Below are 13795 nucleotides of genomic sequence, written 5' to 3'. Positions count from 1 at the left end.
TGCTGGCCGGGGTCGCCCGGCGGCGACTCACTTTTCTTTGCTTCGCCAAAGAAAAGTAAGCAAAAGAAAGGCGACCCGCAGTCTGGGTCCCTACGCTTCGCTTCGGGCAACCYGCGGTGCTCGACTACGGCGGGGTCTCGCTAAACTCGCTACGCTGCGCTTCGCTCAGACAACGCGATCCCTGATCCGCCTACGTCTGCGCTCCTCGGCCCAGCCAGGACGGGGCAATCGGGAGCGGGGACAGAAGACAAATACCAAAGAACAAACCAAGACAAACAAGGACTCGCCATGGCGATTTAGCGAGACCCCGTCTGGACCGAGCACCGCAGGTTGCCCGTAGCGAAGCGGAGGGACGCAGCAACCAGGGTCGCCTTTTCTTTTGCTTACTTTTCTTTTGGCGAAGCAAAAGAAAAGTGAGTAGCCGCCGGGCTACCCCCGGCCAGCAGTCCTCAGCAGAGAGCACAGAGGACAGAGCGCGGAAGGCCGGCGCAAGACCCGGGCAGCCGCCCTCAGCAGAGAGAACAGACCCCCCAAACCTCAATTCCGAAAACAGAGTGGTGAATCCCCACCTGTTTCAGGTAATCACTTTCAACCTTTCTCCTTACAGTTTTCCCCAAAGACCGTCTTTGCCGACAACCGGCGGCCCGCCCCCTGCACGGCGCGACCGCCAGCCAGCCTTTCTTGCAGGCGCCGCCCAGCGGCAGCCACGGGAAGGGCCGGTGGGCAAGACAGGCCGGTGCCACTCAGAGCCCCACGAGACAACCCTAGCCACAACCGGATCGACCATCGCCATGCCAGAAAACAAATACCTCGTCAGAGCGCCGCTGCTGGACCCCAAACAACAGGTGGCAGGCTACAGGCTGGCCTGGCAGGGTTCGGCCCCTACCGACGCGCGGGAAGACGTGCGCCAGCTGCTGGACTTTGTGGGTGAGCGGGCCCAGGCGGCCGAACTCGGCCTGCTGTTCCTTGATGCCGATCACGGCGTGCCGCCGGGCGGGCTGTCGGTCGGCCAGGCGCCCGCGAATACCGTGCTGATGCTGGACTGTGCCGACCTGGCGGAAGACTGCCTGGCCGGTATGGCCTCGATGCGCGAACAAGGCCTGCGCCTGGCGCTGCGCGGCGCGGACCTGGCGTTTATGGAAGCGCATGCCGAAACCCTGGTGCCGCTGGCCACGCACCTCGAGCTGCCGCTGGGCCACCCGGATTTTGCGGCGCTGAGCAACCTGGCGAAGCAGGCCGAACCGCCGCTGGCCGTGGTGGTGCAGGATTTCCCGGGCTGGCGTGAGTTCGACATGTCGGCCGCGCACGGCGTGGGCGGCTTTTTCCAGCAGCTGTGCACCACGCCGCGCCCCCAGAACAACGCCGGGGCCTTGAGCCCGCAGGCGATTTTTATCCTGCAGCTGATGCAGATGGTGCAGGAAAACGCCGACGTGCGGCACATCGAGGGCGTGCTCAAGCGCGATGCGGCGCTGTCGTACAAGCTGTTCCGTTACATCAACTCGCCGGGCTTCGGCATCGAGGTCGAGATCGAATCGCTGCGCCACGCGGTGACCATGCTGGGCTACACCCCGCTGTTCCGCTGGTTGTCGGTGCTGCTGGCCACGACCAACACGGCCGGCTATTCACACGCGCTGCTGCAGGCCGCCATCGTGCGCGGGCGTTTTGCCGAGCTGCTCGGCAAGGACCTGCTGCCGCGCGCCGAGGCCGAGCACCTGTTTTTTGTCGGTATGTTCTCGCTGCTGGACCAGCTGCTCGGCATTCCGCTGGAAAAAGTGGTGAGCCAGATTTTGCTGCCCGAGCCGGTGGTGCAGGCGCTGGTCAGCCGCGAAGGGGTGTACGGGCCTTTCCTGCAGCTGGTGGAGGCGGGTGAGCAACGGAATGGGCGGATTGTGGAATTGGCTGAGGCGCTTTTCATGACGTCTACGCGCGTTAATCAAGCGCATCTGGCGGCCTTGGCCTGGGCACACACGGTCACCATTTAGGTGGGTTTACTCCTTCCCCCGCTGGGGGAAGGCTGGGATGGGGGCTCGCGGCGTTTGATGTTTCGCTGAGGTGTTTTGACGGCCGCTGGCCCCTACCCCCGCCCTCCCCCAACGGGGGAGGGAGCAAGAGCAGCCCCCTGCCCGAGCCTGCCGCTCAGCCATACCAAGAGAAGCGGGTGTTTTCTCACGCTTTTCGGCCCATGACGCAGAGCGCTGTCTTTGTACATTGATCACGTGTCATTTGCCTGCTGCCAAGGCGCGCGCGTCGTGCGTGCGATGACCTGAAAACCTATGAATACACCTCTGCATGGCGCAACGGCCTCGTCGGCCGGTCCGGATTTCCTCCTGACGGACCATGATTTTTCGAAAATCCGCACGCTGATCCACCAGCGGGCCGGCATTGCCCTGAGCACGCAGAAAAGGCAGATGGTCTATAGCCGGCTGGCGCGGCGCCTGCGCGAGCTGCGGCTGACGGAGTTCGCGACCTACCTGCGTTTCCTCGAGGCCGACCCGAACGGGGACGAATGGCAGCAGTTCACCAATGCGCTGACCACCAACCTGACGGCCTTCTTCCGCGAAGCCCACCATTTCCCGGTGCTGGCCGAGCATGCGAAGAAATGCCCCAAGCCGCTGAGCGTCTGGTGCTCGGCCGCCTCCACGGGCGAGGAGCCGTATTCGATTGCCATGACCTTGATCGAGGCGCTGGGCGATCGCGCCGCGGGCGCCGCCGCCAGCGTGATGGCCACCGACATCGACACCCAGGTGCTGGCCAAGGCACAGGCCGGCATCTTCACGATGGAGCAGGTCAGCAAGCTCTCGCCAGTGCGGCTCAAGCGCTTTTTCCTCAAGGGCGCGGGCGCGCAGGCCGGCAAGGTGCGGATCCGGCCCGAGGTCGCGGCCATGGTGAAGTTCGAGCAGCTGAACCTGCTCGACGCCAAGTGGGCATTGCGCGAACCTTTCGACGCGATCTTCTGCCGCAACGTGATGATCTATTTCGACAAGCCAACGCAGGGCCGCATCCTGCAGCGATTCGCGCCGCTGATGAAGCCGCACGGCCTGCTGTTCGCCGGGCATTCGGAAAATTTCTCTTTCGCCGGCGACATCCTGCGGCTCAAGGGCCAGACGGTGTACGAGTTGGCCGCGCCCGGCGCTAAAGCCGACAAAGCCAGGGAAGCCGCGCCATGACCACGGCGCACCGGGAGACGGTGGCCACCCACCATTATTTCGACCGCGAGTTCGGCATCTCCGCGGTCAAGCTGCTGCCCGGGGAATACTTCGTGACCGCCAGCGACATGGTGCTGACCACCGTGCTGGGCTCCTGTGTCTCGGCCTGCGTGCGCGACACCACGGCCGGCATAGGCGGCATGAACCATTTCATGCTGCCCGAAGACGCCGACCCGTCCTCGCGCGGCGCGGCCGCCTCCATGCGCTACGGCGCCTACGCCATGGAGATGCTGCTCAACGAACTTTTTAAAGCCGGCGCCCGGCGCGAGCGGCTGGAGGCGAAAGTCTTCGGCGGCGGTGCGGTGCTGGCCAACATGACCTTGCTCAACATCGGCGAGCGCAATGCCGACTTCGTGCTGCGTTATCTGCAGATGGAACAGGTGCGCGTGGCCGCCCAGGACCTGCGCGGCAACTACCCGCGCCGCATCAACTACTTCCCGGCGAGCGGCAAGGTCACCATGCGCAAGCTGCGCCAGCAGGACGACGTGGCGCTGGTGCGCGACGAGGAACAGGCGCTGGCCGCCAACTTGAGCCGGCCGGCGCGCCGCAGCAGCGTCGAAATCTTCAACACCGACCTGGCCCGCAACGTGGCCAACAAGAATGCGTGGGCCCTATGAGCGTGAACAAGATCAAGGTGCTGTGCGTCGACGACTCGGCGCTGATCCGCAGCCTGATGACCGAGATCATCAACAGCCAGCCCGACATGGTGGTGGTGGCCACGGCCTCGGACCCACTGGTCGCGCGCGACCTGGTCAAGCAGCACAACCCCGACGTGATGACGCTGGACGTGGAAATGCCGCGCATGGACGGGCTGGAGTTCCTGGAAAAACTCATGCGCCTGCGGCCCATGCCGGTGGTCATGGTGTCCTCGCTGACCGAGCGCGGCTCGGAAGCCGCGCTGCGCGCGCTGGAGCTGGGCGCCATCGACTTCGTGACCAAGCCGCGCCTGGGCATACGCGACGGCCTGCTGTCCTATACCGACCTGATCGCCGGCAAGATCCGCATCGCGGCCGCCGCCAAGTTGCTGCCGGCCCGGCGCCCCGCGCCCACGGGCGGCGCGGGCGGTGGTGAGGCGCCGATGCTGCACAGCCCGCTGCTGAGCACCGAAAAACTCATCATCATCGGCGCGTCCACCGGCGGCACCGAGGCGATACGCGAAGTCTTGCAGCCTCTGCCACCCGACAGCCCGGCCATCCTGATCGCCCAGCACATGCCGGCGGGGTTTACCAATTCCTTTGCCCAGCGGCTCAACGGCCTGTGCCGCATCAAGGTGTCCGAAGCGGTGCACGGCGAGCGTGTGCTGCCCGGCCATGCCTACATCGCGCCGGGCGGTTTCCATCTGTCGCTCACGCGCAGCGGCGCCAACTACATGGCCCAGGTCGACCAGGAGCCGCCGGTGAACCGGCACCGGCCCTCGGTCGACGTGCTGTTTGATTCGGCCGCGCGCCATGCCGGCAAGAACGCCATCGGCGTGATCCTGACCGGCATGGGCCGCGACGGCGCCGAGGGCCTGATGCGCATGCGCCAGGCCGGCGCGCACACGCTGGCGCAGGACGAGGCCAGCTGCGTGGTCTTTGGCATGCCGCGCGAGGCCATCGCGCTGGGCGCGGTGAACGAGGTGGTGCCGCTGCAGGAGATGAGCCAGCGCGTGCTGGCCCACCTGCGCTCCTTCGGGGAGCGGGCGAACCGGGTGTAGTGATTTTTTGGGGGCTTCCGGCCGGCGCTCTTTTCAAGCGTGGCGCTTTCCGGATGACATGTGTTTGAGCGTTGATCGTGAATATTGGAGTGAGTGAAGTGGTTGATAAAAACATCAAAATCCTGGTCGTGGATGACTTCCCGACCATGCGCCGGATTGTCCGCAATCTGCTCAAGGAACTGGAATTCGTCAACGTCGACGAAGCCGAGGACGGCGCCGCGGGCCTGGAAAAGGTCAAGGCCGGCAACTACGGCTTTGTGGTGTCCGACTGGAACATGCCGAATATGGACGGCCTGGCCATGCTGCAGGCCATACGCGCCGACCCGCAGTTCGTGAAGCTGCCGGTGCTCATGGTGACGGCTGAGGCCAAGAAGGAAAACATCATCGCGGCGGCCCAGGCCGGCGCCAACGGTTATGTGGTCAAGCCCTTCACCGCCGTGACGCTCGAAGAGAAGATCAACAAGATCTTCGAAAAAATCGAGAAGGAAGGCGCCTGATATGTCGCAAGAAGCACATCAACATCCCGTGCTCCATGCGGCGGCAGCCGGCGATTCGGCCGAACAGCTGGTCAACCGCATAGGCCATTTGACGCGCCAGATGCGCGAAGGCATGCGCGAGCTCGGGCTGGACAAAAGCATCGCCCGCGCCGCCGAGGCGATCCCTGATGCGCGCGACCGCCTGAGCTATGTGGCGCAGATGACCGAACGCGCGGCCGAAAGGGCGCTCAACGCCATCGACGTGGCACAGCCCATCCAGGAAAATCTGTCCAAGCAGGCGACGGCGCTGGGCAAGCGCTGGGACGTCTGGTTCGACAGCCCGCTGGAACTCGATGACGCGCGTGAACTGGTCAAGGACACGCGAGGCTACCTGGCCGAGGCGCCGCAGCAGGCCAGCGCCACCAACGCCCAGCTCATGGAAATCATGATGGCCCAGGACTTCCAGGACCTGACCGGCCAGGTCATCAAGAAGATGATGGACGTGATCAAGGACATGGAGACACAGCTGCTGCAGCTGCTGATCGACAACGCGCCGCCTGAGAAGCGGCAGGATGCGGGGCATGGCTTGCTGAATGGGCCGCAGATCAAGATTGGCAATGCCGATGCCGTCGATGGACAGGGGCAAGTAGACGACCTGCTCGCCAGCCTCGGGTTCTGAGCCGCTCAAAACCCCTCCTGGCGTTGTTGTGGCCGCCTTGCCGTGCTGTAGCACTGTCTGCGGCGTCACGCCTAGCCAGGACCGCTGCGCTGGGGTTTGTGAGCAGCTCTTATTGCCAGAAGAACAGGCCTATCCCCGGCCTGTTTGCCGGATCACTTTGAAGACCTTTCTCCAATAATTCTCCTGACGGGGCGCCCCTTGCGCCCGACGCTGCGGAGTATGGATGGCGGAAGAAAGTGATCTCGAAAAAACCGAACCGGCCTCGCCCCGGCGCCTGGAAAAGGCGCGCGAAGAAGGCCAGGTCGCGCGGTCGCGGGAGCTTGTCACCTTTGTCATGCTCACCACGGGCGTGGGCGGCCTGTGGATGCTGGGCGAGATGATGGGCGGGCACTTCAACAGCGCCTTGCGCAACGGCCTGCAGTTCGAGCGCGCCTCGGCTTTTGACCCCGCGCACATGATGAACCAGGCCGGCGGCGCGCTGCTGCATGCCGCGCAGGCGCTGATGCCGGTGCTGCTGATGATGCTGGTGGCCGCGCTGGTGGCGCCCATGCTGCTGGGCGGCTGGCTGCTGTCGGCGCAGTCGCTGGCGCCGAATTTCTCCAAGCTCAATCCCATCGCCGGCATAGGCCGCATGTTCTCGGTCGAGTCGCTGGCCGAACTTGCCAAGACATTGCTCAAGTCCCTGCTTGTGGGCGGTGTCGCCTGGTGGGTCATCGCCGACGACCTGGGTGCCATCATGGGCCTGATGCGCGAGCCCGCGCATGCCGCGCTGCCGCACACCCTGCACCTGGTGGCGGTGAGCTGCGCACTGATCATCGCCTCGCTGCTGCTGGTGGCCGGCATCGACGTGCCTTACCAGCTCTGGAGCCACGCGCGCAAGCTGCGCATGTCGCGCGAGGACCTGCGCCAGGAGAACAAGGAGAGCGAGGGCGACCCGCACATCAAGGCGCAGATACGCCGGCAGCAGCAACAGATGGCCAAGCGCCGCATGATGGCCGAGGTGCCCAAGGCCGACATCATCGTCACCAACCCGACGCACTTCGCCGTCGCCCTGAAATACGTCGACAAGGACATGCGCGCGCCGCGCGTGATCGCCAAGGGCACGGACCTGGTGGCCCTGCGCATACGCGCCATGGCCGAGGAGCACAAGATCCCGGTGCTGGAAGCGCCGCCGCTGACGCGCGCGCTGTACCGCCACACCAAGCTCGGCGATGAAATACCGGCGGCGCTGTATTCGGCGGTGGCCGAGGTGCTGGCCTGGGCCTACCAGCTGCAACGCGCGGCCGAGGGCGGCGCCACGCCGCCGCGCGCGCCGCGCGACCTGCCGGTGCCTGAGTCGCTCGATCCGCAGGCCGCGCCTGCCGCACCGGCCCTGCTGGGGAGCGCCGCATGACGCTGGTCGACGACCTGATGCGGCTGCCGCGCCAGATGATGGCCGGCGGCAAGGGCAAGGGCCTGGCCGGCCCGGTGCTGATCATCCTGATCCTCAGCATGATGGTGCTGCCGCTGCCGCCGTTTTTGCTGGACCTGCTGTTCACCTTCAACATCGCGCTGTCCATCATGGTGCTGCTGGTCAGCATGTACACCATGAAGGCGCTGGACTTCGCGGCCTTCCCGGCCGTGCTGCTGTTCACCACCTTGCTGCGCCTGTCGCTCAACGTCGCCTCCACGCGCGTGGTGCTGATGGAAGGCCACACCGGGCCGGACGCGGCGGGCAAGGTCATCGAGGCCTTCGGCCACTTCCTGGTCGGCGGCAACTTCGCGGTCGGCGTGATGGTCTTCATCATCCTGGTGGTGATCAACTTCATGGTCATCACCAAGGGCGCGGGCCGCATCGCCGAGGTGGGCGCGCGCTTCACGCTGGACGCGATGCCGGGCAAGCAGATGGCCATCGACGCCGACCTCAACGCCGGCCTGATCGGCGAGGACGTGGCGCGCAAGCGCCGCGCCGAAGTCGCGCAGGAGGCCGACTTCTACGGCTCCATGGACGGCGCCAGCAAGTTCGTGCGCGGCGACGCCGTGGCCGGCCTGCTGATCCTGGTGATCAACATCATCGGCGGGCTGATCGTCGGCATGGCCCAGCACGGGCTGGATTTTTCGCAGGCGGCCACGACTTACACGCTGCTGGCCATCGGCGACGGCCTGGTCGCGCAGATCCCGGCGCTGGTGATCTCCACGGCGGCCGGTGTCATTGTCTCGCGCGTCACCACCGACGAGGACGTGGGCGGCCAGCTCACGGGCCAGCTGTTCGCGAACCCGCAGGTGCTGTTCCTGACGGCCGGCGTGATCGGCCTGATGGGCCTGATCCCGGGCATGCCCAACCTGGCCTTTTTGATCATCGCCGGCGGCCTGGTCTGGCTGGGGCGGCGCATCATGCGGCGCGCCGCCACGAGCGGGGCTACCGCGGCCGAGGCGCCGCCGCCACCGGCTCCCGCCGAATCGCAGGAGGCCAGCTGGGACGACGTGGCGCTGGTGGACCCGCTGGGGCTGGAGGTCGGCTACCGGCTGATCTCGCTGGTCGACAAAAGCCAGAACGGCGAGCTGCTGGGCCGCATCAAAAGCATACGCAAGAAGTTCGCGCAGGACATCGGCTTCCTGGTGCCGGTGGTCCACATCCGCGACAACCTGGAGATCAAGCCCAATGCCTACGTGCTCAAGCTCAAGGGCGTGCAGATCGGCCAGGGCGAGGCCTTCCCGGGCCAGTGGATGGCGATCAACCCGGGCCAGGTCAGCGCCAGCCTGCCGGGCACGCAGACGCGCGACCCGGCCTTCGGCCTGCCCGCCGTCTGGATAGACAGCGGCCTGCGCGAGCAGGCGCAGATCTACGGCTACACCGTGGTCGACGCCAGCACCGTGGTGGCCACGCATTTGAACCACCTGGTCCACGCGCACGCCGCCGAGCTGCTGGGCCGGCAGGAAGTGCAGCAGCTGCTGGACCGCATCGCCAAGGAATCGCCCATGCTGGTGCAGGACCTGGTGCCCAAGACCCTGTCGCTCACGACGCTGCAGAAAGTGCTGCAGAACCTGCTCGACGAGAGCGTGCCTATACGCGACATGCGCACCATCCTCGACGTGCTGGCCGAGAACGCGCCGACGGTGAGCGACACCACCGAGCTGACCTCGCTGATACGGCTGGCGCTGTCGCGCGCCATCGTCCAGCATATTTTCCCGGGCGAGGAAGAGCTGCAGGTCATAGGCCTGGACAGTTCACTCGACCGCGTGCTGCTGCAGGCCCTGAGCAACAGCGCCGGCCTGGAGCCGGGCCTGGCCGACAGGCTGCTGCGCGAAGCCCAGCAGGCCATGGACCGGCAGGCCGGCCTGGGCCTGGCGCCCGTGCTGGTGGTGCAGCACCCGCTGCGCGTGCTGCTGGCGCGCTTCCTGCGCCGCAGCCTGCCGCAGCTCAAGGTGCTGTCGCACGCTGAGATACCCGACACCCGCACCATCAAAGTGACCGCCACGATTGGAGCCGCCCTGTGAACACCCCGAATTCCGCCGACGCCGCGACCACCTGCCAGGTCGTCGCGCCCTCCAGCCGCGAGGCGCTGCGCCTGGTGCGCGAACGCCTGGGCCCCGATGCCGTGGTGCTGTCGAACCGCGTGACGGCCGAGGGCGTGGAAGTCGTCGCGGCGCTGGAAGGCTTTGCTGTCGTGCCCACCGCCGTGCCCGTCGCCGCACCGCTTGCGCAGGCCGCGCCCTCCCGGCCCGCCACCCCTCCGGCCGCAGCCGAAAGCGAGGCCGTGCTGCGCGAGATCCATTCCATGCGCGGCATGATAGAGGAGCAGCTCGCCGGCATGGCCTGGAACGACAAGCAGCGCCGCGACCCGGTGCGCGGCCATTTGCTGCGCACCTTGCTGGGCGCGGGCTTCAGCGCGCGGCTGGCGAAAGACATCCTGCAGGACCTGCCCACGGGCCAGAGCCACGCGCTCGGCATGGACTACGTGAAGGCCGAGCTCGCGCGCCGCATGCCGCTGCTCGAAGACGAGGGTGCGCTGCTCGACGAAGGCGGCGTGTATGCGCTGATGGGGCCGACCGGCGTGGGCAAGACCACCACCACCGCCAAGCTCGCGGCGCGCTGCGTGATGCGCTTCGGCGCCGACAAGCTGGCCCTGGTCACCACCGACAGCTACCGCATAGGCGCTTACGAGCAGCTGCGCATCTACGGCCAGATCCTGGGCGTGGCGGTGTACGCGGTGAAGGACGCGGCCGACCTGGACCGCGTGCTGGCCGGCCTGCGCGACAAACACATGGTGCTGATAGACACCGTGGGCATGAGCCAGCGCGACCGCGCCGTCGCCGGGCAGATCGCGATGCTCAGCGGCGCGAACCGGCCGGTCAAGCGTTTGCTGCTGCTCAATGCCTCCAGCCACGGCGACACCCTCAACGAAGTCGTGCAGGCCTACCGCCACGGCGAGAAGGCCGGCGCTGAAGGCAGCGGTTGGGACCTGGCCGGCTGCATCTTCACCAAGGTCGACGAGGCCACGCATCCCGGCGCGCTGATCGACATGGCGATACGCCACCAGCTGCCGGTGCACTACATCTCCAGCGGCCAGAAAGTCCCCGAGCACCTAGTGCCGGCCGACGGCAAGGCCCTGGTCGACAGCGTGTTCCAGGCCGGCAGCCGCAGCGCACTGTTTGTGCCTGGCGAATCCGACCTTGCCGAAAACCCCACAGCCGACGGCGATGCGGAGCGCGCGGCGGAGGAGGCGGCGAAGGCCGAAGAGGCCAGCGAGCGCCTGCGTGTGCAATGCCGGCAGCTGATCCAGGCCCTCACGCACAACGCGCAGGAGCTGGCCGCGAACGCGGCCGCGCTGTCGCAGGGCGGCATAGGCTTTGAGGAAACCCGCGCGCTGTGGCGGCAGCTGTCCGCCACCGCGGGCGCGGACGGCGAAACACCGGAGCAGCAGGAGCGGGAGGCACGGGAAGAGCAGCGCGTGTCACGCGCGCTGAACTTCCAGGCGATCGATGACGCCGCCACGCTGTGCGGCGACTATGTGCTGGCCGTGGGCGGCGAAGCGCGCCTGGTTTCTCAAGAGGGTGAAGCACCGCAATCACTCGCCAGCACGCTGCTGCTGTCCGACCGCACGGGCCAGGTTTTTGCGGCGCCGCTACAAGGCCCCGCCGATGCGCAGCAGCCGGCCGGCTGGGCGCTGCAGCCCGCGCTCGACAAAACCGTGGTCCATCTTTTTGCGCGTGTGCCTGACGCCAAGCTGATCCGGCAGTGGCAGGACGAAGGGCGCGCCTGGGCGGCCGCCGGAAGTTCGGCGCTGCGCATCGTCGATGCGGACACCGGCGCGCGCGGCACGCTGGCCAGGCTGGCCGCGGGCCTGGCCTTCGGCACGGCGCTGCCGGTGGTCTACCGCAAGAAGGCGGCTTTCATGTCGGTGGCGGAGGCGCGCATCAGCCTGCGCCCCGAGCTGGACGAGATGGCGCCGGGCACGCAGCCGCCCCTGCCGGTGCTGCGCTGCGTGGTCAGGCGCATGGTCGATGCCGTGACCGGAAAACTGCTGGCGCACAGCTATGTGCTGGCCGGCGAGGGCGTGCGCGCCCCGGCGCGGCGCATGGCACAGTGGCCCAGCTGGCGCAGCGCCGCCGAACCCTATTTCAAACTGCTGGGCCAGGGCATCGGCCAGATGGACGCGGCTGCCGTGCCGGCGCGCCGGCTGATCGCCGGCCAGGCCTGCGCCACGGTGTTCCTGCTGCAAGGCCTGCAGGACGGCTGGGCCGAGACGGCGCGGCGCGCGCTGGCGCAACTGGCCGGACGCGCCGTGCGCCCGGGCCGGCCGGTGCCGGCGGCCGTGCTGTTCGAAGGCCTGGGCAAGCTGCTGGTGCTGCTCGACGCGCTCGAGACTGAAGGCGTCGCGCCTTCGCCGGCGCCCCTGCCCGCGGCGCGAGGCTGAGGACCCCGCCGTGAAAAAACCGGTGAGCGACCAGGCCGACGGGCTCAGGCGCCTGATGGCGAACAGCCCGGGGCGGCTGCTGGCCTTTGTCGGCGCAGCGCCCGGCGTGGGCGTGAGCAGCGTCACCATGAACCTCGCGGCGGCGCTGGCCCGGCTGGGCCAGGACGTGCAGGTGATCGACGAGCGCGGCGATGATGCGCCGCCAGCTTATGCGCGTCTGCAGGGCCGGCTGGTGCTGGTCGATGCGCGGCTGGACGGCGAGGGCCTGCTCTCGCCGCTGGCGGCCCAGGCCGACGAGCTGGTGGTGGTGCTGCGGCCGCAGGTCGAGGCCATCACGGCCGCCTATGCCTGCATCAAGCGGCTGCATCAGGCGCACTCGCCGCGGCGCATGCGCGTGCTGGTCAACCACGCGGCGGGTGCGAACGATGCCAGCCGCATCCTGGCCAACCTGGCCAGCGTCGCGAAGAGCTATCTCGCGCTGGCGCTGGAGCCGGCTGGTTGCATACGCGAGGACGTGCAGCTGGCGCAGGCGCGCTGGCTCAACATGAGTGTGGTCGAGGCCTTCCCGGGCAGCCCGGCCGCGCTGGACGTGGACCGGCTTGCAGGGGATCTGCTGCGTTGGCCTGCGGCGCCCGCAAACCCTTCAGGGCCTGCGCTGCCCGGCGTGCCCGGCGTGACTGGCGAAGTGCCCGCCCGCCGGATGTCCCCGGCCGCGGCCTGATCCCCGACCCTTCAAGAAGCAGGAGGCATCCCCTATGTCCATGTACACCCCCCAGGGAAAGCTGGCCCAGTCCGCCCCGTCGGAGCTGCTGGCCCAGCACGCGCCGCTGGTGCGCAGGCTGGCGCTGCAGCTGATCGCCAGGCTGCCGGCCAGCGTGGAGCTGGACGACTTGATCCAGGTCGGCATGATGGGCCTGCTGGACGCGGCCGAAAAATACCAGGACGACCAGGGCGCGAAGTTCGAGACCTACGCGAGCCAGCGCATACGCGGCGCCATGCTCGACGAGCTGCGCGCCAACGACTGGGTGTCGCGCGGCCTGCGCAAGTCCTCGCGCGGCGTCTCCATGGCGGTGCGCGCGCAGGAGCAGAAGCTGGGCCGCGCGCCCAATGAACGCGAGATCGCCCAGGAACTGGAACTGCCGCTGGAGGCCTACCAGCAACTGCTCAATGAGATCCACGGCTGCCAGCTCGTCTATTACGAAGACTTCGACCGCGGCGACGGCGAGAAGCGCGAGAACAACTTCCTGGACCGCCAGGACCACGGCGACCGCGTGCTGGCCGAGGAGCCGCTGACGCAGCTGCTGCAGGGCGACTTCCGGCGCCAGCTGGTGGCGGCCATAGGCGAGTTGCCCGAGCGCGAGCAACTGCTGCTGAGCCTGTATTACGACGAGGAGCTGACCCTGCGCGAGATCGGTGCGGTGCTGGACGTGACGCAGTCGCGCGTTTGCCAGCTGCACAGCCAGGCTATCAGCAGGCTGCGGGCGAGCCTGGCTGCGCTGCTGGGGCTGGAGAAGGAGGCGCCGCGTGCGTCGGCGCGCAAGCCGGCTGCGGTGCCTGCGGCTGCCCGCCCCCGGGTGGCTAAGGCTATGTCATGAGGCGCCTGCCCTTTGCATAGGGTTGCTGGCCGGGGGTAGCCCGGCGGCTACTCACTTTTCTTTTGCTTCGCCAAAAKAAAAGTAAGCAAAAGAAAAGGCGACCCTGGTTGCTGCGTCCCTTCGCTTCGCTGCGGGCAACCTGCGGTGCTCGGTTCAGGCGGGGTCTCGCTAAACTCGCCTTCGGCTCAAACAACGCGATCCCTGATCCGCCTGAACCTGCGCTCCTCGGCGCATCCACAAGGGGTG

At 67.4% G+C, this 13795-nt stretch carries 11 protein-coding genes; all 11 read left to right on the top strand.

The genetic code is table 11. From position 1 onward, the window contains the following. The first annotated feature begins 791 nt into the window (after positions 1-791). The gene (locus tag AC1D1Y_RS24890; protein ID WP_477684694.1) at positions 792-1982 is read left to right on the top strand and encodes an EAL and HDOD domain-containing protein; all 1191 of its coding nucleotides are present in this window, start codon (positions 792-794) and stop codon (positions 1980-1982) included. 291 nt (positions 1983-2273) lie between these two features. Further along, complete coding sequence (locus tag AC1D1Y_RS24885; RefSeq protein ID WP_477684693.1) at positions 2274-3167, top strand: CheR family methyltransferase; 894 nt, start codon at positions 2274-2276, stop codon at positions 3165-3167. After that, positions 3164-3823: a chemoreceptor glutamine deamidase CheD gene (cheD, locus tag AC1D1Y_RS24880; protein ID WP_477684692.1), complete on the top strand. Its 660-nt coding sequence runs from the start codon at positions 3164-3166 to the stop codon at positions 3821-3823. The genes AC1D1Y_RS24885 and cheD overlap by 4 nt, the downstream gene beginning before the upstream one ends. 2 nt (positions 3824-3825) lie before the next feature. After that, entirely contained in the window at positions 3826-4902 is a 1077-nt protein-coding gene (locus AC1D1Y_RS24875; protein WP_477684697.1) for a protein-glutamate methylesterase/protein-glutamine glutaminase, read from the top strand. A 98-nt stretch (positions 4903-5000) separates the two neighbouring features. Beyond that, positions 5001-5399, top strand: a complete 399-nt coding sequence (cheY, locus tag AC1D1Y_RS24870; RefSeq protein ID WP_436158038.1) for a chemotaxis response regulator CheY — start codon at positions 5001-5003, stop codon at positions 5397-5399. 1 nt (position 5400) lies between these two features. Continuing rightward, a complete protein-coding gene (gene cheZ / locus AC1D1Y_RS24865; protein ID WP_477684691.1) occupies positions 5401-6057 on the top strand; it encodes a protein phosphatase CheZ in 657 nt (218 codons plus the stop codon). A 223-nt stretch (positions 6058-6280) separates the two neighbouring features. Further along, a complete protein-coding gene (flhB, locus tag AC1D1Y_RS24860) occupies positions 6281-7450 on the top strand; it encodes a flagellar biosynthesis protein FlhB (protein WP_477684690.1) in 1170 nt (389 codons plus the stop codon). Between the two features lie 17 nt (positions 7451-7467). After that, complete coding sequence (gene flhA / locus AC1D1Y_RS24855) at positions 7468-9534, top strand: flagellar biosynthesis protein FlhA (RefSeq protein WP_477684696.1); 2067 nt, start codon at positions 7468-7470, stop codon at positions 9532-9534. Beyond that, on the top strand, positions 9531-11954 hold the full coding sequence (gene flhF, locus AC1D1Y_RS24850; protein WP_477684689.1) for a flagellar biosynthesis protein FlhF: 2424 nt from the start codon (positions 9531-9533) through the stop codon (positions 11952-11954). Before flhA ends, flhF begins: the two co-directional genes overlap by 4 nt. Positions 11955-11964: 10 nt before the next feature. Next, positions 11965-12675, top strand: a complete 711-nt coding sequence (locus AC1D1Y_RS24845) for a MinD/ParA family ATP-binding protein (protein ID WP_477684688.1) — start codon at positions 11965-11967, stop codon at positions 12673-12675. 40 nt (positions 12676-12715) lie between these two features. Beyond that, on the top strand, positions 12716-13549 hold the full coding sequence (locus AC1D1Y_RS24840; protein ID WP_477684695.1) for an RNA polymerase sigma factor FliA: 834 nt from the start codon (positions 12716-12718) through the stop codon (positions 13547-13549). Positions 13550-13795 lie beyond the last annotated feature (246 nt).

The sequence above is a fragment of the Polaromonas sp. P1_G1 genome (assembly GCF_056405595.1).
Note: the sequence above shows the minus strand (reverse complement) of the source record. Positions and strands in the feature narration are given on the sequence as shown.

Bases quoted from the DNA above. Each gene is read 5' to 3' on its own strand.
- AC1D1Y_RS24885 (WP_477684693.1), top strand. From the start codon at position 2,274: ATGAATACACCTCTGCATGGCGCAACGGCCTCGTCGGCCGGTCCGGAT.
- AC1D1Y_RS24840 (WP_477684695.1), top strand. From the start codon at position 12,716: ATGTACACCCCCCAGGGAAAGCTGGCCCAGTCCGCCCCGTCGGAGCTG.
- AC1D1Y_RS24890 (WP_477684694.1), top strand. From the start codon at position 792: ATGCCAGAAAACAAATACCTCGTCAGAGCGCCGCTGCTGGACCCCAAA.
- flhB (WP_477684690.1), top strand. From the start codon at position 6,281: ATGGCGGAAGAAAGTGATCTCGAAAAAACCGAACCGGCCTCGCCCCGG.
- cheD (WP_477684692.1), top strand. From the start codon at position 3,164: ATGACCACGGCGCACCGGGAGACGGTGGCCACCCACCATTATTTCGAC.
- flhA (WP_477684696.1), top strand. From the start codon at position 7,468: ATGCGGCTGCCGCGCCAGATGATGGCCGGCGGCAAGGGCAAGGGCCTG.
- cheZ (WP_477684691.1), top strand. From the start codon at position 5,401: ATGTCGCAAGAAGCACATCAACATCCCGTGCTCCATGCGGCGGCAGCC.